At 72.6% G+C, this 22657-nt stretch carries 18 protein-coding genes and 1 pseudogene; 4 read left to right on the top strand and 15 right to left on the bottom strand.

The features are described from left to right. Positions 1-152: 152 nt before the first annotated feature. Positions 153-410 (top strand): hypothetical protein, encoded by a 258-nt coding sequence (locus ACFWBT_RS18825; RefSeq protein WP_385701559.1) that lies wholly within the window; start codon positions 153-155, stop codon positions 408-410. A gap of 24 nt (positions 411-434) precedes the next feature. Here ACFWBT_RS18825 and ACFWBT_RS18820 read toward each other — a convergent pair whose 3' ends face one another. The 10 genes from ACFWBT_RS18820 to infC form a co-directional block, all read right to left on the bottom strand. Next, positions 435-980, bottom strand: a complete 546-nt coding sequence (locus ACFWBT_RS18820; RefSeq protein ID WP_385701556.1) for an NUDIX hydrolase — start codon at positions 978-980, stop codon at positions 435-437. A 164-nt stretch (positions 981-1144) separates the two neighbouring features. Beyond that, on the bottom strand, positions 1145-2485 hold the full coding sequence (locus ACFWBT_RS18815) for a transcriptional regulator (RefSeq protein WP_385701553.1): 1341 nt from the start codon (positions 2483-2485) through the stop codon (positions 1145-1147). Positions 2486-2950: 465 nt separating this feature from the next. After that, positions 2951-3904 carry a PP2C family protein-serine/threonine phosphatase gene (locus tag ACFWBT_RS18810; protein ID WP_385701566.1) on the bottom strand — a complete coding sequence of 318 codons (954 nt, stop codon included), beginning with the start codon at positions 3902-3904 and terminating at the stop codon, positions 2951-2953. 561 nt (positions 3905-4465) lie between these two features. Then, positions 4466-6970 (bottom strand): phenylalanine--tRNA ligase subunit beta, encoded by a 2505-nt coding sequence (pheT, locus tag ACFWBT_RS18805; protein ID WP_385701551.1) that lies wholly within the window; start codon positions 6968-6970, stop codon positions 4466-4468. Beyond that, entirely contained in the window at positions 6970-8097 is a 1128-nt protein-coding gene (gene pheS / locus ACFWBT_RS18800) for a phenylalanine--tRNA ligase subunit alpha (protein WP_356781535.1), read from the bottom strand. The genes pheT and pheS overlap by 1 nt, the downstream gene beginning before the upstream one ends. A gap of 183 nt (positions 8098-8280) precedes the next feature. After that, positions 8281-9462, bottom strand: coding sequence for an ATP-binding protein (locus tag ACFWBT_RS18795; RefSeq protein ID WP_385701548.1), 1182 nt, complete (start codon positions 9460-9462; stop codon positions 8281-8283). A gap of 53 nt (positions 9463-9515) precedes the next feature. Next, on the bottom strand, positions 9516-10376 hold the full coding sequence (locus ACFWBT_RS18790; protein WP_385701546.1) for a TrmH family RNA methyltransferase: 861 nt from the start codon (positions 10374-10376) through the stop codon (positions 9516-9518). 240 nt (positions 10377-10616) lie between these two features. Then, positions 10617-11000 carry a 50S ribosomal protein L20 gene (rplT, locus tag ACFWBT_RS18785; RefSeq protein WP_007457565.1) on the bottom strand — a complete coding sequence of 128 codons (384 nt, stop codon included), beginning with the start codon at positions 10998-11000 and terminating at the stop codon, positions 10617-10619. A gap of 94 nt (positions 11001-11094) precedes the next feature. After that, positions 11095-11289, bottom strand: coding sequence for a 50S ribosomal protein L35 (rpmI, locus tag ACFWBT_RS18780; RefSeq protein ID WP_006374321.1), 195 nt, complete (start codon positions 11287-11289; stop codon positions 11095-11097). A 106-nt stretch (positions 11290-11395) separates the two neighbouring features. After that, positions 11396-12127, bottom strand: coding sequence for a translation initiation factor IF-3 (infC, locus tag ACFWBT_RS18775; RefSeq protein WP_385701564.1), 732 nt, complete (start codon positions 12125-12127; stop codon positions 11396-11398). Between the two features lie 390 nt (positions 12128-12517). Here infC and ACFWBT_RS18770 point away from each other — a divergent pair, with 390 nt between their 5' ends. After that, a complete protein-coding gene (locus ACFWBT_RS18770) occupies positions 12518-12874 on the top strand; it encodes a DUF1844 domain-containing protein (protein WP_385701541.1) in 357 nt (118 codons plus the stop codon). 30 nt (positions 12875-12904) lie between these two features. Here the strand turns inward: ACFWBT_RS18770 and ACFWBT_RS18765 are convergent, their stop codons facing one another. Then, on the bottom strand, positions 12905-13636 hold the full coding sequence (locus ACFWBT_RS18765) for an SseB family protein (protein ID WP_385701538.1): 732 nt from the start codon (positions 13634-13636) through the stop codon (positions 12905-12907). A 149-nt stretch (positions 13637-13785) separates the two neighbouring features. Here ACFWBT_RS18765 and ACFWBT_RS18760 point away from each other — a divergent pair, with 149 nt between their 5' ends. After that, on the top strand, positions 13786-14751 hold the full coding sequence (locus ACFWBT_RS18760) for a serine hydrolase (protein WP_385701535.1): 966 nt from the start codon (positions 13786-13788) through the stop codon (positions 14749-14751). Between the two features lie 135 nt (positions 14752-14886). On the opposite strand, the gene mycP is transcribed toward ACFWBT_RS18760, so the two are convergent. Both mycP and ACFWBT_RS18750 read right to left on the bottom strand, forming a co-directional pair. Further along, the gene (gene mycP, locus ACFWBT_RS18755) at positions 14887-16107 is read right to left on the bottom strand and encodes a type VII secretion-associated serine protease mycosin (RefSeq protein ID WP_385701561.1); all 1221 of its coding nucleotides are present in this window, start codon (positions 16105-16107) and stop codon (positions 14887-14889) included. A 95-nt stretch (positions 16108-16202) separates the two neighbouring features. Continuing rightward, positions 16203-17096: a hypothetical protein gene (locus ACFWBT_RS18750; RefSeq protein ID WP_385701532.1), complete on the bottom strand. Its 894-nt coding sequence runs from the start codon at positions 17094-17096 to the stop codon at positions 16203-16205. A gap of 2116 nt (positions 17097-19212) precedes the next feature. Here ACFWBT_RS18750 and ACFWBT_RS18745 point away from each other — a divergent pair. After that, positions 19213-20415: an amino acid deaminase/aldolase gene (locus tag ACFWBT_RS18745; RefSeq protein ID WP_385701530.1), complete on the top strand. Its 1203-nt coding sequence runs from the start codon at positions 19213-19215 to the stop codon at positions 20413-20415. 36 nt (positions 20416-20451) lie between these two features. On the opposite strand, the gene ACFWBT_RS18740 is transcribed toward ACFWBT_RS18745, so the two are convergent. Then, the gene (locus ACFWBT_RS18740) at positions 20452-21366 is read right to left on the bottom strand and encodes a DUF2510 domain-containing protein (RefSeq protein ID WP_385701528.1); all 915 of its coding nucleotides are present in this window, start codon (positions 21364-21366) and stop codon (positions 20452-20454) included. A gap of 28 nt (positions 21367-21394) precedes the next feature. Then, positions 21395-22554, bottom strand: a pseudogene (locus ACFWBT_RS18735) (haloacid dehalogenase-like hydrolase). Positions 22555-22657: the final 103 nt, after the last annotated feature.

Below are 22657 nucleotides of genomic sequence, written 5' to 3'. Positions count from 1 at the left end.
GCCCTTCGCGGTGCCGGGCCCGCGCCATTCACACGCCGTGTGCGCGCCGGGCCCGCATATGCCCGGCGCACACGCTCCCCACGTGTCCACCAGGCGAGTTGACTTTCCGTGCGCACACAAGGGATGTGCCGACTACGGAAAGGAGCGGACCCGTGACCGCCGACCCCGAGCATCCCGCGGCCCCCAAGGAACTCGCGGAGTTACGCCGGTCCCTCGAAGTGGGATTGACCCGCATCGAGGGAGGACTGGCCCTCCTCACTCAGCGCGACGACCAGACCGCCAAGGATCTCGACGATCTCAGTACACGGATCGTCGCGCTCGAACACACCCGCTGGCCACTGCCCACCGTCGCCGTCGTCGCGGCCGTGGGCGCGCTGGCCGTGGCGGTCTGGCAGGCTCTGGGCCACTAGGCCCCAGGACGCCGGGGGGACCGATCAGGGCAACGCGTCCTGCCCGAGCCTGAGATGGTGCAGAAGGAGCAGTGCGGCAGCCATGTTGGCGGCCGGGACCTCACCGCGGGCGACCATGTCGGGAACGAGCTTCAGGGGAACCCATTCCCGACGGTCGGACTCGAAGTCGTCCACGGGGTGTCCGATGTACGCGCCCTCGTCGGCCCAGTAGATGTGATGCCGGGCGTCGGTGAGCCCGTTGGAGGGCTCGACACTCATCAGATGCCGCAGGGGTCCCGGCCGCCACCCGGTCTCCTCCTCCAGTTCACGGGCCGCCGCGACGACGATGTCCTCGCCGTCCTCCACGACGCCCGCCGCGAGCTCCCATCCCCAGCTGTCGGTGATGAAGCGGTGCCGCCACAGGAGCAGTACCTCATTGGCCTCGTTCACGACGGTGGCCACGGCGACGGGCCGCAGCCGTATCAGGAAGTGATCGAGATGCCGCCCGTCCGGCAGCTCCACATCTGCGAGCTTGACGCTGAACCAGCGGTTTTCATACACAGTTTGTTCGTTCTGTTTCGTCCACTGCACGGTTCTGCCACCTTCCGCCGAGTAGATGGCAATATCGCAGCAGCAGCGACCCGGCAGCAGACTCGCAGCGGTCGGGGCACGGCGCAGTGGCGGTGAACACGATGGGCCCAAGCGGTGGCCGGCGTTCCGGTGGGGGGTCGTGAAGTGGCTGTCCGGGGTGTTCTCTACAGCGGTACGCGCAGTGCGCCGTCGATGAGTTCCGCGGCCTCGGTCGTGCCCGCACAGCCGCTGCGCACCAGGTGCTCGCGTACCGCGCGAAGTCTGTCACGCAGCCGCTGCGACTCCATTCCCCGTGCCTGTTCCGCCATTTGCACGGCGGTCTCCACCGCCTTGTCGGCGTTGCCCTGGCGCAGCTCGATCTGACTGAGCATCGCCAGCCGGTGCACGCGCCCCCGGTCGTGCGCCGGAGTGTCGACGGCGGCCGCGGCGTGCTCCGCGGCGGCCACCAGGTCGCCGAGGCTGAGCAGCGCCTCCGCCACCTGTACGTTGACCAGTCCCGGCTGGACATAGCCGGTCTCGTCCGGCTCGTATCCGCGCCGGATGCGCTCGGCGGCCTGCTCGGCACGCCGTATGCAGGACAGTGCGCTGCTGCCGTCGCCGAGGTGTGCGTACGCCTTGGCCTGCATCGCGTACAGGTCGGAGGCGAGCGCCGGCGTGATGTGGCGCCCCGCCGCGCGCAGCGCCGCCTCGGCGAACGCGACCGCCTGCCGGTACTCACGCATGAACAGCGCCTGGTTGACGAGCAGAGCTATGACGTAAGCGCCAAGTCCCCTGTCCCCACTGGCCTTCGCCAGGCGCAGTGCCTGGTGGAAGTAGCGCTGGGCGAGTCCGTGCGCGTCGGAGTCGTAGGCACAGATGCCCGCGATGGCCACCAACCCCCCTGTCGCTCGGTGGAGTTGGCGGCCGGTGGCGTCGGTGTAGCCGCCGCGCAGCAGAGGCGCGGTCTCGGAGTTGAGGAAGCCGACGATCCGGGTGCGGGTCGCGATGCCGCCGGCCTTGCGGTACATCTGCTCGTAGTGGGCACGGGCCGCGCGCAGCATCTCGATGTCGGCCATGCTGACGTGGTGACGGCCGCCGCGGGAGACGTCCACGTCCTCGGGCGGGTTCTCCCACTCCCACACGGGCATCACCGCGGGCGTTCCGGTGACGGCCGGGGCGCCGAGGATGTGCGGGCGCTGCTGCTCGTCGGAGCGCCACAGCGCGGTGGCCCGCTCGACGAAGCCGGAGAGCGACCCGGCGTGCGGGCTGGACGGTTCGCCGGGGACCCCGAGGCCGATGTCGTCGAGCGTGACGGGCCGGTGGAGCCGTCCCGCGAGCACCTCGCAGATCAGGTCGGGGACCTGGCCGCGCGGCCGCTGGCCCTTCAACCACCGTGCCACGGCGGTGTGTTCGTAACGGAGTGCGAGACCGCGCGCCCGTCCGGCCTGGTTGACGTGGGCGGCGAGTCCCGCGTGCGAGATGCCGGCCTCGTCGAGGATCGCGTCGAGCAGAGTGTTGGGCTGCATGGAAGGCCCCCCGAGTGGCTCGTTGCCGTCGGCGCCGATCGCGCCCGAGGGCGCGGGACCGCACCAGACCGTGCCCGTCACAGTAGTGCGTCCCCTTTCACACGGGGTGTGAAGGGAATGCCCGTATCCGCGCTGTACGCGCGCTGTCGCGGAGAGTTTCGTACCGGTTGACTGAAATGCCTCGCAAGAGGCCGGCCGGGCCGCCGGCTCCCCCTCATACAGTGCGGCGGCCCGTCTCGCGCCGTCCGCCCGGCTGCCTGCCCGACACTCCGTGGCGGGGCGGACGGCCGATGCCGGATCGGCCGGGGTGACCGCGGGACTCCGGTCGTCCGGGCGGGTCCCGTGGCCGGTCGCGTCCGGGGCGGCGGAACCGCATGCCGCCGCCCCAAGACGCGGCCGTTCGGAGCGCGCCGCGGACGCGCGGTCCGGCACGCACCTCCGCGACCCGCGTCCGGACAACTGCCGCTAGCGGGGCACGTGATGGGACACGCGGCCCTGTTTCAGGGGAACGCGTCGACGGTCGTTGCGCAGCACCAGGAGGGCCACGTCGTCAGCGGGCCGGCCGCCGGTGTGGCGCAGCACTCCGGCGAAGACCGTGCGCAGCACGGCCTGCGGCACGACGGGCCGGTCACGGACGGCCTCCGCGAGCGCCGGGAGCAGCGGGAAGAACTGCCCCTGGGTGTCCCGGGCGTCCTCGACACCGTCCGTGTGCAGGAACAGTCCCTCGCCGGGCAGGAGCCGGCCGCAGGGCTCGGCCACGAGGGCGGCCGGAAGCGGGAACGGCCCGAGCGGGGGCAGCGGTTCGGCTCGGACGAGTGGCAGGACACGGCCCCTGCCGAGCAGATAGGGCCAGGGATGGCCGCAGTTGAGGGCGTGCACCTCGCCGTCGCGGCGGATCTCCAGCAGCAGGACGGTGACGAACTCCTCGGCTGCCGGACTGTCGGGGTCGAACCCCGTCGAGGGGTGATCGGCCCGGTCCCCCTGGCGCAGATGCCGGGCCAGTGCCCGCTCGAGTCTTCTGAGCACACCGCCGAGTTCGGGTTCGTCGTGCGCGGCCTCGCGGAAGCTGCCGAGGACGGCGGCGACGGTCCCGATGGCGCCGAGTCCGTGTCCGCGGACATCGCCCATCACGACCCGCACGCCGTGCTCGGTGGCGATCGCCTCGTACAGATCGCCTCCGACGCCGGCGCCGCGGTCCGCGGAGAGCTGGGCCGCGGCGATGTTCAGCCCGTCGATGGACGGCGGCAGCGGGCGCAGCAGGACGTCCTGCGCGGCCCCCGCGACCTTGCGGATCTGCCGGAGCTCGCGCAGCAGCGCCCTTCTGACGTGGAGTGTCAGACCGGCACCGACCGCGAGGAAGACGGCGCCGGTGACGATGCGGGCGCCGACGCCGTTCTGCTGCGCGAACGGACAGGCCATGGTGTACGAGATCGCCAGCGCGCCCCAGACCGCGGGCAGCCCGAGGCTCAGTGCCCGGCGCGGCGGCGGCCGGTCCGCGGAGCGGTCGACCCGACGGCCGGGGCCGAGGCGTCGGCCGGGTGCGCGGTCCCCGCGGCCGACCCCGGCCCGGGGCCTGCCGCCGCGCACCGCACGGGCGAACCCGGCTCTCAGCCGGTCGCCCCGGCGCGGCCGCCCGAGCACCGCCCTGGCCGGGTCCCGCGAATGCGTCCGGAGCGTCGCCCTGCGGGGCGCCCCAGCCTTGAAACGGATCATGCCGATTGGCCCCCCAATAGGCACTGACAGCACTGACAGCGCGGACGGCCTCGGAGAGACCGGTCCGATTCTGTCGACCGCCCGGCCCGGCCGGGCCGGATCGCCCGGACATATCACCCGAATGAGTGAGGTGTCTTCGGGCGCGCGCATTTATGCAGGCAGGAGCCACGGAAGGCCTGGAAACGGGAGCGGGGAGCCGCGCGCCCGGCCGCGGACATCCGCGGCCACCGAACGGCGCACAGCTCCCCGGCACAACCGGTGGAACCCCTAGGCTCCGCGCAGCACGGCTCCCGTGCGCTCGGCGGCCAGTGCCACCGCCGCGTCGCGCGCCGCGGACGCCTCGTCGACCGTCAGCGTGCGGTCGGCGGCACGGAACCGCAGCGCGTAGGCGAGGGACTTCTTGTCCTCGCCGAGCTGCTCGCTCTCGTACTCGTCGAACAGCCGGATGGACTCGAGGAGTTCACCCGCGCCGTCGCGCAGCGCCGCTTCGACGTCCGTGTGCGGGACGCTCCTGTCGACGACCAGCGCGACGTCCTGCGTGGCGACCGGGAAGGTCGAGATCTTCGGGCCCTTGGGGTGGCCCGAGCTCGCCCGCTCCAGCACGTCCAGGTCCAGCTCCATCGCGCAGGTGCGCGCGGGCAGGCCCAGCGTCTTCAGTACACCGGGGTGCAGCTCACCGGCGTACCCGATGACCTGCTCCGCGCCGTCCACGAGGACCGCGAGCTCGGCGCAGCGGCCCGGGTGCCACGGCCCGTACTGGCCGGAGCGGACGAGGAGTTCGGTCCCCGACTCGCGGGCCAGGGTGCGCGCGGCCTCGATCGCGTCGGCCCAGTCGGCCGGACGACCCTTGCCCCACCAGCCGGCCTGCTCGCGGGCGCCCGCGAGGACGACGGCGGCGTGCCGGGGCTGGACGGGAAGCGCGGCGGTCAGGGACGCGACCTCCTCGTCGGTGGGACGGCGGTCGACGGGCAGCCGCCCGGCGACGCGCAGTTCCTCCTGCGGGTGGAAGACCAGGCCCGTCTCGAAGAGCGCCAGGTCGTGGCTGCCACGGCCGTCGTTGCGGCGCAGGGTCTGGAGCAGACCCGGAAGCAGCGTCGTACGGAGCGCGGGCTCCTCGTCGGAGAGCGGGTTGACCAGCTTGACGACCTTGCGCTTCGGGTCGTCGTCGGCCAGGCCGAACTGGTCGAAGACGTGCTCGCCGATGAACGGGTAGTTCAGAGCCTCCACGTATCCGGCACCGGCCAGCGCGCGGCCGATCCGGCGGTGCAGCCGCTGCCGGTCGGTGAGGCCGAGGCCCGCCGGGGGCTTGGGCAGCGTGGAGGGCAGGTTCTCGTAGCCCTCCAGCCGGATGACCTCTTCCGCGAGGTCGTTCGGGTCCGTCAGGTCGGGCCGCCAGGACGGCACGGTGACGATCAGCTCGTCCTGCCCGTAGACGTCGCACCCGACCTGCTGGAGACGGCGCACGACGGTCTCGCGGCCGTAGTCGACACCGGCCACCTTGTCCGGGTGGTCCGCCGGGATGGCGATGGTGTGCGGCGCGGACGGCGCGATCACCTCGGTGACCCCGGCGTCGGCGGTACCGCCCGCGAGGAGCACGAGCAGGTCGACGGTCCGCTGGGCCGCGGCGGACGCGGCCTGCGGGTCGACGCCGCGCTCGAAGCGCTTGGACGCCTCGGAGGCCAGCTTGTGACGGCGGGCCGTGCGCGCGATCGAGATCGCGTCGAAGTGCGCGGCCTCGATGACGACCTCGGTCGTGGTGCCCTCGGTGTCGTCGATCTCGGTGTGGGCGCCGCCCATGACGCCCGCGAGGCCGATGGGGCCGCGGTCGTCGGTGATCACCAGGTCTCCGGCGTCCAGCGTGCGCTTGACACCGTCGAGGGTGGTGATCTTCTCGCCCTGCTCGGCCCGGCGCACGCCGATCGTGCCCTGGACCCGGCCGCGGTCGTAGGCGTGCAGGGGCTGGCCGAGCTCCAGCATCACGTAGTTGGTGATGTCGACGGCCAACGAGATCGGGCGCATCCCGGCCTTCTGCAGCCGGCGCCGCAGCCAGATCGGGGAGTGGGCGTCGGGGTCGAGGCCGGTCACCGTCCGCGCGGTGAAGCGGTCGCAGCCCATCGGGTCGGAGACCTGCACCGGGTAGCCGAACGCGTTCGGGGCCGGTACGTCGAGCAGCGCGGGGTCGCGCAGCGGCAGGCCGTACGCGATGGCGGCCTCGCGGGCCACGCCGCGCAGCGACAGGGCGTAGCCGCGGTCGGGCGTGACGGCGATGTCGAGGACCTCGTCGACGAGCTGGAGCAGCTCGATCGCGTCGGTACCGACCTCGACCTCGGGCGGCAGCACGATGATGCCTCCGGAGCCGTCGTCGCCCATGCCCAGCTCGTCGCCGGAGCAGATCATGCCGTGCGAGGTCTTGCCGTACGTCTTGCGCGCGGCGATCGCGAAGTTGCCGGGAAGGACAGCGCCGGGCAGCACCACGACGACCTTGTCGCCGACGGCGAAGTTGCGGGCGCCGCAGACGATCTCCTGGGGCTCACCGGTGCCGTTGGCCGTGCCGACGTCGACGGTGCAGAAGCGGATGGGCTTCTTGAACTCCGTCAGTTCCTCGATGGTGAGCACCTGGCCGACGACCAGGGGACCCTTGAGGTCGGCGCCGAGCTGCTCGACGGTCTCGACCTCGAGGCCTGCCGAAATGAGCTTGGCCTGGACGTCGCGCCCGGTCTCCGTCGCCGGCAGGTCGACGTACTCCCGCAGCCAAGAAAGCGGGACCCGCATCAGATCTCCATCCCGAACGGCCGGGTGAACCGGACGTCACCCTCGACCATGTCTCGCATGTCTTCTACGTTGTGACGGAACATCAGCATCCGCTCGATGCCGAACCCGAAGGCGAAGCCGCTGTACTTCTCCGGGTCCACGCCACAGGCGACCAGCACCCGCGGGTTGACCATGCCGCAGCCGCCGAGCTCGATCCAGCCCTCGGAGGAGCAGGTCCGGCAGGGGCGGTCGGGGTTGCCGACGGACTCGCCCTTGCAGACGTAGCAGAGCATGTCCATCTCGGCGGACGGCTCGGTGAAGGGGAAGTAGTTCGGGCGCAGCCGGGTCTTCATGTCCGAGCCGAAGAGCGACTGGACCATGTGGTCCAGGGTGCCCTTGAGGTCGGCCATGGTCAGGCCCTCGTCGACGGCCAGCAGCTCGATCTGGTGGAAGACCGGGGTGTGCGTGGCGTCGAGTTCGTCCGTGCGGTAGACGCGGCCGGGGCACACGACGTAGACGGGCGGCTCCCGGTCGAGCAGTGCGCGGGCCTGCACCGGCGAGGTGTGGGTGCGCAGCACGACACCGGACTCGTCGCCCTCGGTGCCCTTGGGGCCCTGGACGAAGAAGGTGTCCTGCATCTGCCGGGCCGGGTGGTCGGGCGTGAAGTTGAGGGCGTCGAAGTTGAACCACTCCGCCTCGACCTCGGGTCCCTCGGCGACCTCGTATCCCATGGACACGAAGACGTCCGCGACCCGCTCCATCATGGTGGTCAGCGGGTGCCGGGCGCCGGCCGGTACGCGGTCGTAGGGCAGTGTGACGTCCACCGCCTCCTCGACCAGTACGCGGGCGTCGCGGTCGGCCTCCAGCTCGGTCTGGCGGGCGGCGAGGGCCTTGTTCACGGCGCCGCGGGCCTGGCCGACGAGCTTGCCCGCCGCCGCCTTGGCCTGCGGGGGCAGTGCGCCGATCTCGCGGTTGGCGAGGGCCAGCGGCGAGGTGCCGCCGGTGTGGGCGACCTTGGCCTCCTGGAGCGCGTCGAGGTCACCGGCGGCCGCGAAGGCGGCGAGCGCCTCGTCCCGCATGCGCTCGATCTCTTCCGGTTTCAAGGCCTCGACCTCTACAGGGTCGTACGACTTATTAGGTGCCGACATCTCTTCCCGTGCTTCCGGTTGGCTGGCTGAGGGTCCCCGTCATCGACTCGGAGACGAATCGTCCGCAGATGAGAGGACGCAAAGGTGCCAAAGGCCGAGTCTAACGGGGGTGGGGGCCTGCCCAGGACTGGGCGTCCTCGCGGTGCTCCCGTGCGGATGCGCCCGTGGGGGCCGCTGCGGCGTTTACAGAAGGTACGCCGGGGTGCCCACGGGCAACGTAAATCGGAACTCCGCGCCCCCGCCGGGGGCACGGCCGACCGTGATGGTGCCGCCGTGGGCTTCGACGATGCCCTTGACGATGTAGAGCCCGAGGCCGGTGCCGCCGCGCTTGCTGCCCCGCCAGAAGCGGGTGAAGACGCGGTTCATGGACTCCTCCGGGATTCCGGTGCCCTCGTCGCTCACGGTGACCGACGTGACGGCGTTCGCCGTGCCCTCGTCGTCCGTCCGCTCACGCGGGGAGACCGAGGGTGCCACGTCAATGGTGACGGTTCCCTCGCCGTGCCGCACCGCATTTTCGATCAGGTTGCTGAGCACCTGGTCGATCTTGTCGGGGTCGGCCCAGAGCGCGGGCAGGGGCTGCTCGATGCGCAGCAGGAAGCGGTCGGCGGGCTGGCCCGAGGCGACGTACGCCTGGATGTGCCGGCCGACGGCGGCGCCTATGTCGACGGGCTGGCGGCGCAGTTCGAGGCGCCCGGAGTCGATACGGGAGATGTCGAGGAGCTCGGCGATGAGCCGGGTGACACGGTTCGCGTCGGCGTCGACGGTCTCCAGCATCAGTTTCTTCTGGTCGTCGGTGAAGCGTTCCCACTTGGCGAGCAGGGTCGCCGTGAAGCCCTTGACGGAGGTGAGCGGCGAGCGCAGCTCATGGGCGACCGTGGCGATCAGCTCGGCGTGGCTGCGCTCGGTGCGGCGGCGGGCCTCGGTGTCGCGCAGGGAGACGACGACCCGGCGGACCGGTCCGGTGGGCCGGGTCCGCACATAGCGCGCGGAGACGAGGACCTCACGGCCGCCGGGGAGCAGCAGATTGCGCTCGGGCTGGCTGTTACGGATGGCGAGACCGCCGTACGGGTCGGTCAGCTGCCACCATCGGCGGCCTTCCAGGTCCTCCAGGGGGAGCGCCGATTCGAGCCGTCGGCCGAGGGCCCCGGCCGCGGGGACCGCCGTGATCCGGGCGGCGGCGGCGTTGAAGCAGATCACCCGGCCGTGTTCGTCGGCGACGACGATTCCGTCGGGCAGGTCGTCGGGGTCGATGCCGAGCCCGGCTCCGGAGCCGTCTCCGGCGGTGTCATCGTGCCGGGACGCGGATGTGCCGCGCACGTCTCGTGCTCGTAGCGCGCTCTGCGCCCCGCCCGTGCCGACACTCATCCCCGTACCCCACCTCTCGTCTGGCGCAGAGGGCCCCCGAGCCCGTCACCCTACTAGCTGCCGGTGACGGAACGGCACCCTGTGGAGGCGCGCTGTGCACGGGCTGACGCGTAGAGACATACGGCCGCGGCCGTGGCGAGGTTCAGGCTCTCGGCCTTTCCGTGGATGGGAACGCGCACGACGGCATCGGCCAGCGCACGGGTTTCCTCCGGAAGCCCCCAGGCCTCGTTGCCGAACACCCAGGCGGTGGGTCCGCCCATGGTCCCCTTGTCGAGTTCGTGGTCGAGATCGTCCTCGCCCGCGCCGTCGGCGGCGAGGATGCGGATGCCCGCGTCCTTGAGTCCGGCCACGGCCTGCTCGACGGGCACACCGACGGCGACGGGCAGATGGAACAGGGACCCGACGGAGGCACGTACGGCCTTGGGGTTGTAGAGGTCCACGGAGGCGTCGGTGAGGACGACGGCCTCGGCGCCCGCAGCGTCCGCGCAGCGCAGCACGGTGCCGGCGTTCCCGGGGTCGCGGACGTGCGCGAGCACGGCGACGAGCTTGGGCCGGGCCTTGAGGATGTCCTCGAAGGGGGTGTCGAGGAAGCGGCAGATCCCGACGAGGCCCTGCGGGGTGACGGTGGTGGAGATGTCGGCGATGACCTGCTCTTCGGCGAGGTGCACGCGGGCGCCGGCGCCTCGGGCGTCGCCGACGATGTCGGCGTACCGCTCGGCGGCTTCGACGGTGGCGAACAGTTCCACGAGGGTGGCGGAGCCGTCGGCGCGGTGCGCCGCGGCCTCCCGGACGGCCTGCGGCCCCTCGGCGAGGAACAGCCGCTCCTTGCCCCGGAAGTTCCGCCGGGCGAGCCGCCGGGCGGCCAGGACACGCGGCGAGCGCGGGGAGATCAGCTCGGGGGCGGCGGGGGGCATGTTCTGGTTCACCTTCGATATCTGGGGACTACTGCAACCCCTAGGGGCGCGGGCCTGTGTCGATCTGCGGCTCCGCCGCGATGGGGGTCCCCCTGTTCGAGCGGAGCCGAGAACTCGGGGGCGCGATCAGCCCCCGACGGCCGGCACCCGAACGGACAGCCTCAGCGGGCGTCAGCAACAAAGGACCCGCAGGCGAAACCTGCGGGTCCTTCAGTCACGTCGGCCAGAGCCAGCGCAGCGTCACGCGGCCTTCGGCGCGTTGACGTCCGACGGCAGGGCCTTCTGCGCGACCTCGACCAGCGCGGCGAACGCGTTGGCGTCGTTGACGGCCAGCTCCGCGAGGATCTTGCGGTCCACCTCGATGTTGGCGGCCTTCAGACCCTGGATGAGGCGGTTGTACGTCATGCCGTTCTGGCGGGCCGCAGCGTTGATGCGCTGGATCCACAGCTGACGGAAGTCGCCCTTGCGCTTCTTGCGGTCGTTGTAGTTGTAGACCAGGGAGTGGGTGACCTGCTCCTTGGCCTTGCGGTACAGGCGCGAACGCTGGCCGCGGTAGCCCTTGGCCGCCTCGAGGATCGCCCGGCGCTTCTTGTGTGCGTTTACTGCCCGCTTGACGCGTGCCACTTTTAACTCCTTGTAGCGGGGCCGTGGTTGGACTCACACGGCCCGAAATCGATGGGGTCCCGGATCAGACGTGCGGCGCCTGGGCGCCGGTACGTCACTTGCCGAGAAGCTTCTTGATCTTCGCGGCGTCGCCCGGGGCCATCTCGGCGGTGCCGGTGAGACGACGGGTCACGCGGGACGACTTGTGCTCGAGCAGGTGGCGCTTGCCGGCGCGCTCACGGAGCACCTTGCCGGAGCCGGTGATCTTGAAGCGCTTGCTGGCACCGCTGTGCGACTTGTTCTTCGGCATAGCGCCGTTCTCTCCTCGTCAGTGGCGTTCCGGTGCCCGGTCGCAAGACCGGGCACGGCGGAACGTCATATGTATGGATTGGCGTCCCGGGGCGTCAGCCCTGGGATCAGGCCTCGGCTGACGCCTCGGCCGGAGCCTCGGCGGACTCGGCCTCGGTGGTCTCACCCTCGACGGCTTCGCCCTCGACGGCTTCGCCGTCGGCGATGTCGTCATCGGCGGCGTTCTGCGAACGACCGGGGTTGGCCTTCGCTTCCGCCTTGCGAGCCGCCTGAGCCTCACGGGCCTCGGCCATCGCCTCGGTCTTCTTCTTGTGCGGACCGAGAACCATGATCATGTTTCGGCCGTCCTGCTTCGGGTTCGACTCGATGAACCCGAGGTCCTCGACGTCCGTGGCGAGACGCTGCAGCAGTCGGTAGCCGAGTTCCGGCCTGGACTGCTCGCGACCACGGAACATGATCGTGATCTTGACCTTGTCGCCCTGCTTGAGGAACCGGACGACGTGACCCTTTTTGGTGTCGTAGTCGTGCGGGTCGATCTTCGGCCGGAGCTTCATTTCCTTGATGACCGTGTGCGCCTGGTTCTTGCGCGCCTCACGGGCCTTCATGGCCGACTCGTACTTGAACTTCCCGTAGTCCATGAGCTTGCAGACCGGCGGGCGTGCGCTCGCGGCCACCTCGACCAGGTCGAGGTCGTACTCCTGAGCAAGCTCCAGGGCCTTGGCAAGCGGAACAATCCCGACCTGCTCGCCGCTGGGACCGACAAGTCGCACTTCGGGAACGCGAATCCGGTCGTTGATGCGGGGCTCGGTGCTGATGGATCCTCCTCGGTAGCACCACACGGCGGTCTGGCGGACAGCCGCGTATGTCTCTGATGACAGTGGACCAACCATCACGGCACATGAAAAATGCCCCGGACGGGACACAGGCGGGGCTCCATGGCTAACCGGAGCACCGCCGCGGTCAACCGCGGGGCGCACATTCGGGCGACTCCACCGTCCGTACGGAACGGTGGTGGCCACCTGACCGGATGACCCGCCGTCCCGGAGGACAGTCGGGTGGGAGATCGGAGCCTCCACTTGTGGGCTGAGCACATACGTGTCCAGCCGGTCGTTACACAAGGTTAGCAGTTCCGCCGGGTACGCGCTAACCGGAGGCCTCCCCGCCGTCTCCCACCCGGCGGAAGACTCCCGCGGACGGGGGCGCGCGCGCCGGGGCCTATCGTGGGAGGCATGAGTGACACCCCTCCCCAGAACCCCGACTACGACACCATGACCCGCGACATCGCCGAGGTCCCCGCGGTCGAGGTCATCGTGACGGTCGCCGTCAACCTGATGAGCGCCGCCGCCGTGAAGCTCGGTCTCACCGAGGAGGGCGACGAGCACAAGGACCTGGACGAGGCGCGCAAGCTGGTCAGCGCGCTGGCCGGGCTGCTCGACGCGAGCACGACCGAGATCAGCTCCTTCCACGCGGCGCCGCTGCGCGACGGCCTGAAGTCGCTCCAGCTGGCCTTCCGCGAGGCCTCCCTCGTCCCGGACGAGCCGGGCCAGGGCCCGGGCGAGAAGTACACGGGCCCCATCTACGGCTGACCCGCGTCCGTACGTCGTACGGAGGCGGACCTATCCGCGTACATACAGGGGCTCGCCCGGCGGCGTCGCCTCGGCCGGCAGAAGTGCCAGGTCGAGGCCGCGCACCAGGCGGGCCCTCAGTGTTTCGTCGGCCGCGAGCCGCTCGGCCACCGCGCGAGCGGTCTCGGCGGGGGCTGCCGACGGGTCGAGCACGAGGGCGAGGGTGCCGTCCGCCCGGCCGGGGCCGAGATGGGCGCGGACCACCAGGGGCTCGGCGGCGACCGCGGCCCGTACCGCCTCGACCACGGCGGGATCGGCGAGCGGGTCGGCGGTCGTACGCCCCTCGGCGAGCGCCAGCAGGGCGGAGCCCGTCAGCTCGTAGGACACGGGACCGGCCAGGTCCAGCACGATCGTGTCGGCCTTCTCGTGCGCCGCTGCCTCCAGGACCTGGATCAGGCGTACGGCGACGGGGCGGGCCTCGGGGTCCCAGCGGGCCAGCGCGTCGGTGGACGTGAAGGCGGGCAGGGCCGTGCGGCTACCGGCCTTGAGGGTGGGCACCGCCATGTCGCTGGTCTTCTCGCGGCGCAGCCCGTTCTCGTCCTCCTCGACCTCGCCGAGGATGGCCACGACCGGCACGAGCAGCCGGGCGCCCCGGAGTGCCTCCAGGACCGGCGGCACGGCGGTGCGGTCCGCGGACCACGCGGCGAGCGCCGCGCTCAGCCGGGGGTCGGCGGAACCGTCGTCGTCGGAGAAGCCGGGGTCGGGAATGTTCTTGTTCGCCACGGTCCCCGACCCTATCGGGGGGATACTGCTGCGCTTGTGCGGCCCCTGAAACCCGGCGTTGACGGGATTCATCAGTTTCTCAGCCTTCCCTGACACACCTCTAACACGCGTCTAACCGCGGACACAGCCCGCAGGTCCAGCATCGCGGGATGGACCGTCACAGAGCCCGCGGGCGCCGCGCCCGGCCCTCCCGACGCAAGCCACTGCTGTACACCGCCGTGGCCTCCGCCGTCCTCGTCGGCGCCACCGCGACCGGGGCCGTGTACGTGAAGGCCCAGGCGCACGACGGCCCGGGCGCCGTATCGTCGGCGGCGGCGTCGGCATCTCCCTCTTCGTCGCCGACCGTGACCGAGGAGGCTTCGGTGGAACCTGTGGCGGAGCCCGCCGTGGACCGGGACGCACTGCTCGCGAAGGCGATGAGAGCGGTGACGGTGGCGGCCGGCGCGAAGGCCTCGGTCGCCGTCCTCGATCTCGACTCCGGTGCGAGCGCCGCGTACGGCGACGCCGCCTTCGACACCGCGAGCATCGTGAAGGTGAACATCCTGGCCGCGCTGCTGCTCCAGGCACAGGACGCGGACCGGCATCTCACCGCGCAGGAGAAGACGTACGCCACCGCGATGATCGAGCACAGCGACAACGCGTCGGCGACCGCGCTCTGGAGGGCGATCGGCCGGGCCGACGGCCTGGACGCGGCGAACAAGCGCTTCGGTCTGACGGACACGGAGGGCGGCGAAGGCGAGCTGTGGGGGCTGACCCAGACCACGGCGAGCGACCAACTGACGCTGCTGCGCCAGGTGTTCGGTGACGAATCGGAACTCGGCGAGAGCTCCCGGTCCTACCTTCAGGGGCTCATGGGCGAGATCGCGGCCGGCCAGCGGTGGGGTGTCTCGGCCGCGGCGGACGGTTCTCAATGGGCCCTGAAGAACGGGTGGTTGCCTCGCAGCACGACCGGACTGTGGGACATCAACAGCATCGGGCGGGTCTCGGCCGACGGCCACGCCTATCTGGTGGCGGCCCTGTCGAACGGCAACTCCACGCAGACGAAGGGCATTTCGCTGGTGGAAGCGGTGTCGAAGGCCGCGCTGTCCGTCTTCCGGGACATCACCGAGGACTGACGCGGACGGGATCGACGGGGACCGATGTGACGTGTACGTCGGCGGGGGCGGCGGCACGGTCCGGACACCGATCGGTACAGGGACCGGGTCGGTGGACTTCCTGCCGCCCGCCGGTGGTGCGCGCGGGCCCGGATCCTAGGAACGGCCGAACAGGCGCGGAACCCTGCGACCGCGCCACAGGACCACCGAGGTGCCCAGCAGGGCCAGGCCCAGGGCGCCCGCGAGCGGGCCGGCCCAGTCGGCGGAACTGCCGCCGTCGTCGGGGGCGTCGGGGCCCGGGCCGAAGTACTTCTGGCCGTACGCCGCCGACTTGAGGCCTTCCGGCTTGAGCCGCCCGCCCGCCTCGATGGCGGCGGCGGGGTCGATGAAGCCGAAGCCGCGGGAGTCGTCACGGCCCCCGGAGGGAACGTTGCGGGCCGTGTCCTCGAGGAGCTGCTTGATCTGGGCCGGGGACAGGCCCGGGTGGGCGGCCTTGATGAGCGCGACCGCGCCGGAGACGAACGCGGACGCCGCGCTGGTGCCCCAGCCCTCGTAGTACCGGTCGTCCGGGTCGGCGATGACGATATCGACGCCCGGGGCGCTGACGGTGGCGTACCAGCGGCGGGTGGAGAAGGAGGCGCGGGTTCCGTAGCGGTCGACGGCGGTCGCCGCGATCACGCCGGGGTACGCGGCCGGGTAGGAGATGTGGTCGCCCTTCTCCCCGCCGTTGCCGGCCGAGGCGACGACGACGGCGCCCTTCCTCAGCGCGTACTGGACGGCTTCGTCCTCGGCGGGCTCGGGGTGGGCGGACTTGGAGTCGTCGCCGAGGGAGAGGTTGATGACGTCGGCGCCGTGGTCGGTGGCCCAGCGGATGCCCTCGGCGAGCGCGTTGCCCCGGGTGTTGCGGGCCTTCGAGCGGGCCGAGTCGCCGTCCTCGAGGATGACGCGGACGGGCAGGACCTTGGCCTCGGGGGCGATGCCCATCACGCCGTCGGCGTCACCCGCTCCGTGGCCGTGCCCGGCGATGATGCCGGCCATGGCGGTGCCGTGCCGGGCCCAGGCCCGGTCGCCACGGCTCGCGCCGAAGCCGACCATGTCCTTCCCGGCGAGCACGTTGCCCGCGAGGTCCGGGTGCCGGGCGTCGACGCCGGTGTCCAGGACGGCGACGGTGATGCCCTTGCCCTTGGTCGTCCGCCACGCCTGCTGCGTGTGCATCGCGTCGAGGCCCCACTGCTGGGCGCGTATGCCGTCGGCGTGCGCGGCGGTCGAGGGCACCAGGGCGAGGGAGGCGGCGAGGACGGCGCCGAGGACGCCGGACCTGCGGGAGAGGCGGGGCCGACGGGCCGCCAGGGCCGCGCGGACGCGCTTCCCCGGCATCGCGCGCCGTCCGGCCGCGGCGGTACCGGTGCCGGTGCCGGTGCCTCCGGTCGTGCCGGTCTGCCGAATGCGGCCGACGGGGCCGTCCGTGCGGGTCATGACGGCTTCTCCGTGGCCGAGGTGACGGTCTTGCGAAGGCTGCGCTCCACCCGGTCGGCGAGTCCCCGCGCCTCATGGCCGAGGCCCGCCTGGGCCACGGCCGCGGTCGAGTCCGTTTTCATGGCCTCGGCGGCGGGCTGCGGGGTGGCGACCGCGCGCCCGTCCGCGAACCCGGAGACGGCGTACACGACGACGGGGGCGTCCGTGAGGACCGACTCGGTCCAGGAGGCGCGCTGAGCCTTGCCGAAGTCCTCGGCGGCGGTGCCCTTCGCCGCGTACGGGCGGGGCATCAGGTCGGTGCGCCGGTCCAGGCCCTCCTTGCGGAAGCGGGCCTTCAGGGAGGTCATGGCCGCCGCGTCCGCCTTGGTGAACAGCAGGCCGACGGTGGTGACATGGCTGCGGGTCGCGTCCACGTAGGTGGCGCGCAGCAGCCGCAGGCAGCCGACGGGGGCGAGGGCCTGGCGCAGCAGCGGGTCGAAGGCGTCCTTGCAGCCGGTGTCCGGGGCCACGGCGATCCGCGTCCAGGCGCGGTCGGAGCCGCCGGGACCCGCCCCGTCGCCCCGCACGGTCGGCGGGAAGAGCCGGTCCACGGGCACGCTGTGCCAGAGTTCTCCGGCCGCCGCGAAGGCGCCGCGCGAACCGGGTTCGTCCGTGTCGCCCCCGGTGAGCCAACTCCCGGTCACCGCACCGCCGATGAGCCCGAGCCCGAGCACGACACAGGCCGCGGCGGTCAGGGGACGGGGCCGGGCCCGGACCCCGCGGAACGGACGCACGCGCGCGGTGTCGTCGCCGTACGTCGCGGGCTCCGCGAACGACACGAAGGGGCGCTCGACGCCCGGGGGGCCGTCCCGGGGGGCCGGAGCGAACGGGGGTGTGGCCCCGGAAGGCACCGGGGACTCCTCGTCCCGGCCGGTCCGCCGCCGCGTCGCCTCCGTGAACCGCTCCCCGGAAACGGGGGCATGCCCGGCCGCTCCGGACGCCGACGCCACGGGGCGCGAGGGTTCGGAGGGCCGCAGGGTTTCGGGGGAACGCAGGGTTTCGGGGGAACGCAGGCGCTCGGACGGGTGCGGGGGCCCGGACGGACGCAGGGGCTCTGCAGGGCGCGGAGGCTCGGCCGGGGTTCCCAAGGGATGCGGAGGCTCGGGGGAACGCAGGCGCTCGGACGGGTGCGGGGGGCCGGACGGACGCAGGGGCTCTGAAGGGCGCGGGGGGCCGGAGGGATGCGAGGGCCCGGGGCCGCGTGCGGGACCCGACTCCCGCTCCGGCGCGGCGGGGTGCGGCAACCGGGCAGGGCGCTGCCCGGAGCGGGGCGGCCCGTCCGGCTGCGACGACCCGGCGATGTGCGGCGCCCCACCGGGACGCACCGGCTCGGCGAAGGCGGACGCGGACGCGGGTGGCGCGTCCGGGAAGCGTGCGGAGGCCGCGGGGGGCGGCGGAGCCGTCGACCCCGGCCGTCCTTCGGGACGGAGCCGGGGGAAGCGTCGGGGCTCCGGCCGGGGCGCGGGAGGCTCCGGAGCTGCGTCCGACGCGGGGCGCTCCGAGGCCGCCGACGGCGAGACCGGGCGCTCCGAAGGGGACCCCGCGGAGCCCTGCCGGACGGCTTCCGCCGTGGGGTGCTGCGCGGTGAACGGTGCCGTCGGGCGATGCGCGGCGGACGGCGAGGTGCCGGTCGAGGCCGACCTCGGCGCACCGGGCGCGGCAGAACCCGGGGCACCGGCCGAGACAGACCCCGGCCTGCCGCGCGAGCCAGACGTCGACGTGCCGGGCGAAGCGGACCTCGGCGCGGGCGCAGCGGACGTCGAGGTGCCCGCCGAAGGGGACCTCCTCCGCACTCCAGGGGAGACGGAACCCGGAGCGCCGGACGGGGCGGACCCCGGTGCGGCGGGCGAGCCAGGACTCGGCGTGCCAGGCGCGGCAGACGTCGGTCTGCCCGGTGAGGCAGACGTGAGTCGGCCGGGCGCGGCGGACGCGGGTGCGCCGGACGGGGCCGACATCGGCGGGCCGGAGGAGGCCGGCGCAGGAATCGGCGGGCCGGACGCGGGCGACGTGGGAGTGCCGGGTGGGGCGGACGGAGCGGACGTCGGAGTGGCAGCCGTGCCGGATGCCTCGTCCGTTTCCGCCGAGGTGTCGAAGAAGTCGAAGGAACGCGGCGGCGACGGCACCCGCGAGGCCCGCACGATTCCCGACGCGGAACCCGGCGCTGAGGCCGGCGCCGCGGCGGAAGCCTGTGGGGAACCGCCGTCGGACGATCGGGACCCGCCCACGGAGCGTCCGCTCACCGGACCGGGCCACTCCCGTGTCGACGGCGGCCCGACGGGCTGGGGCGGCACCGACGGAGCCTCGGTACGAGGCCGGCTCGCGGGACGCGGCGGGACCGGCGGAGCGCGATGCGGCGTGGCGCGCCCGGACCGGGACGAAGCCTCCTGCCCGGAGGACGAGGGGGCCTCGAACGGGGACGCGGAGGGCGGCTCGGCGGACCAGTCCTCTCCCGCCGACAGCCACGGCTCCGGCGACCGGGCCGGTATCGACCGAGTCGTCCCGGAGGGCGAACTCGTCCCGGCGGCCGGGTTCGTCCCGGCAGCCGGGTTCGTGGGAGCCGGTGGCATCGACGGGGGCGGCGGGCTCGCGGGAAGCGGCGGGCTCGCCGGAGGGGGCGGGGTCTGCGACGTCGGCGGGGTCTCGGCCGGTGGAGTGCCGGGACGCGGGGGAATCGAGGCGCGCCGCGCTTCCGTGCTCATGCACCCCCCGTTTCCTCGTACCGGGCTGTCGGCAGCCGCGGAACTCGGCGAACCGTTTCGTGTGCGGAAGGGGCCCGCCACGGGCACGCATACCCGCACCGGTGGACCGTCACCCCGGGCAGGGCCCGCCGGGGCAAGGTCGTTCCTCCCTGCGTCCGCGTCACTCTACGGGTTGACGCGCGTCCGGCGGGAACCAGTCCGAAGCCCGGGGGTATCTGCCCGGAACGTCCCCCTACCCTGCGGTAATCGAGTCTGGCAGGCTTCGGTCATGACTGCCCGTGCCGCCGACAGGGCCCGCTACGACCGGGCCACCGCTCACCTCGACGCCCCCGTCGCGATCGTGGACCTGGAGGCTTTCGACGCGAACGCGGACGATCTCGTCCGCAGGGCCGGCGGCAAGCCGATCCGTGTCGCCAGCAAGTCCGTCCGCTGCCGAACCCTCCTGGAACGCGTCCTGGACCGGGACGGCTTCGCGGGGATCATGTCCTTCACCCTCGCCGAGTCGCTGTGGCTGGCCAGGTCGGGTTTCGACGACGTCCTGCTCGCCTATCCGTCGGCCGACCGCAAGGGCTACGCCGAGCTGACCGGCGACCCCAAGCTCGCCGCCGCGGTCACCGTCATGGTCGACGACCCGGCGCAGCTCCGTCTCATCGACGAGGCGCGCCAGGGTGGCACCGAAGTCGTGCGGGTCTGCCTGGAGCTGGACACCTCGCTCAAGATGTTCGGCGGCAAGGTCCGGGTCGGCGCGCTGCGTTCGCCGCTGCACTCCCCCGCCCAGGTGGCGGAGATGGCCCGCGCCGTCAAGCGCGCGCCGGGCTTCAAGCTGGTGGGGATCATGGCGTACGAGGGCCATATCGCGGGCGTCGGCGACGCGATCGCGGGGCGGCCACTGCGCTCGCGTGCGGTGCGGCTGATGCAGGCCACGGCCCGCAAGGAGCTCGTCCAGCGGCGCGCGGAGGTCGTCCGGGCGGTACGGGCGATCGAGCCGGACCTCGAGTTCGTCAACGGCGGCGGCACCGGCAGTGTCCAGCACACGGCGGCCGAGGACGCGGTCACCGAGATCGCGGCCGGTTCGGGGCTCTATGTGCCGAGGCTCTTCGACAACTACTCGTCGTTCAGCGGACGTCCGGCCGCGCTGTTCGCCCAGCCCGTCGTGCGTCGGCCGGGTGTGGGTGTGGTGACCGTGCTGGGCGGCGGCTACCCGGCGTCGGGCGCCCCGGGCCCCGACCGGCTGCCCGTCCCGTATCTGCCGGAGGGGCTGGTGTACGACCCTCAGGAGGGTCCCGGCGAGGTGCAGACCCCGCTGCTCGGCTCCCCCGCGGACGATCTGCTCATCGGCGACAAGGTGTGGTTCCGGCACGCCAAGGCCGGTGAGCTGTGCGAGCGGTTCGACACCCTCCACCTGGTCGAGGGCGACTCGGTCACGGCCACCGTCCCGACGTATCGCGGCGAGGGCCTCACCTTCCTCTGACCCGGCGGAGGCCTCACCCGGCAGCGGCGTCGCGGTTCACTTCGACGGGCCGATGCTGCTGCCCACACCGCTGTCTCCGCTCTTGTCGCCGACCGGCCGGATCCCCTTGGTGATCCGGTCCATGTCGGAGAGCGGCGGCCCGTCGGCACCGGCGTCGAAGGCGAACCGGACGATGACCGGGGACTCCGAGCCCACACTGGACGGGAAGGCCAGCGACTCGACGTAACCCCCGGGCCCCACACCGGTCTTGACCTTCCAGCGCACGAAGTAGCCGGCGCGCCCGGCGACGGCGACCGAGCCGGCCTTCACCACCCGGTGGGACGTGATGCCCCGGAAGGGGCGACTGTCGACGAGGTCGTGTTCGTACGCGCTGTCGGCGGCGTCCTCGATGTCCCCCTCGGCGAGGGCCTTCGGGGATGTCTCGTCGGTGGCCGTGGCGGTGCGCGAGACGACCCGGCCGTGCCGGCACAGGCCGGGGTCGCCCGGGCAGTCGTAGGTGCCCGGGGTCGTCATCACCGTGTCGTGGTCGGCGACGTACTTCGGTCGTTCCCAGCCGTCGAGCAACGGGAAGGTGATGCCGTTGAGTTCGTCCACGACGACGGACGGGTCGCCGGCCGAGGGGCCGGAGGGGGAGGGCGACGGGCTGCCGGTGTCGGTGGGAGACGCGGCGGCCGGTGTGGTCTGCGTCGCGGCCTCTTCGCCGCCGCCTTCGTCGCGCAGCAGCACGGCGCCCGTGACGATCGCGGCGACGAGGACGACGGCGGCGGTCACGAGCGCGACGGCCTTGGCCCGCCCGGAGCCGTCGGCGCCGGGCGACTCCGGCTGTGTCAGGGGCTGTTGGGGGACGTCGGGCTGGCGCCGGTGGTCGGTCCAGGCGGTCCCGTCCCACCAGCGCTCGACGAGTGGGTACGAAGGGTCGCGGTACCAGCCGGGTGGAGGCGTCATGCTCATCCCAGCACTCTAGGACGTGCCGCGAGGATCAATACACGGTGTCCGCCAGGTCGGGCACGACCGAGCCGTCCGGCCTGCGGACCGGCCTCGGGGTGCCGTCCGGTGCGGTGTACGCGCTCGTGGAGCACGGGTAGAGACCCTGTCTGCGGGGCAGTGGCTCGATGAACATCGGGTTGATCACCCAGCGGCCGTCGGCGTCGTCGTAGGCCCGGCACATGAGTTCGCCCTTGTTGCGGTTGAGGACGAGATGGGCGCCGGTGGCGTCGCCGACGAAGGTGACGTCGGTGTCGGCGTCCCCGGCCGCGACCGCGGTCCGGTGGCGGGCGTCCTGCCGCTGCCAGGCGGCGGCGCCGCGCACTCCGTAGATCTCCTGGTTGATCCAGCAGCGTTTCCCGTCGATGTACGGGATGGCCTCGCCGCGGCTCGCGGGGACGTCGCCGCAGCCCTCGTTCCGGGTGGTGATCCGGCCGTGCCGGTCGAGGACGGAGCGGATCGCGATGGTGTGTGCCGCGTCGATGCCGACGCCGCGGGACCAGCCTCGGTGACGGGCTCGGAACCGGCCGAGACGATGTACACGTCGAATCCGGAGCGTCGGAGCGTACGGATGAGATCGCGCTGCCGGTCGTAGTAGCGGACGTACGCCGGGACGGTGTGGGTGCCGAGCCTGCGGGTCGAGCCGACGGGCGCCGCGAGGGCTTCGGCGCGGGCGCGGCGGGCGTACGCCGACAGTTCGGCGACGGTGTGTCCGGCGAACAGCTGGGGGACCCAGGCGTACTGCGGGACGGTGCGCCGGTGGTTCCAGTCACCGGCGAACGCGGCGGCGCCGCTCATGGTCCTGCCGGTCTCGCGGATCTCGAGGATCTCGTCGGTGCAGCGCGGGCTGGTCGCGGTCGGCAGGGGCGTGCCCACCGGCACACGGGTGCCGCAGGCGGCGGTGAGGGCGGTGTCCGCCGTGTCGGTGAGCCACGCGCTGGTGGCCTTCCAGCTCGCCGGGCGCAGGATCCTGTCGTGGCGAAGCGCCCAGGAGACGGTGGCGTCGGTGACGTCGTTCTTGGTGACCGTGTTGTCCCAGTCGAAGGCGGCGACCGGCCGGCCGCCGTTCCCGTTGTCGTCCCCGGCGCAGGTACCGCGGGCGTCGATGACCTCTTGCAGGCGGGCCCGGTTGTCGCCGTACCAACCGGCGGACAGGCGGGGGCAGTCCGCGGGCGGGGCGGGAGCGGTGGGCGGCGGGGGCCGCCGCGGGGGGGGCCGGGGCCGGGGGGCCCCCCCCCCCCCGCCTGTCACCTGGTGG

Source organism: Streptomyces sp. NPDC060027 (assembly GCF_042737005.1).
GTDB lineage: Bacteria > Actinomycetota > Actinomycetes > Streptomycetales > Streptomycetaceae > Streptomyces.
The sequence above is the reverse complement of the archived record's forward strand: the minus strand, read 5'-3'. Positions and strand labels throughout refer to the sequence as shown.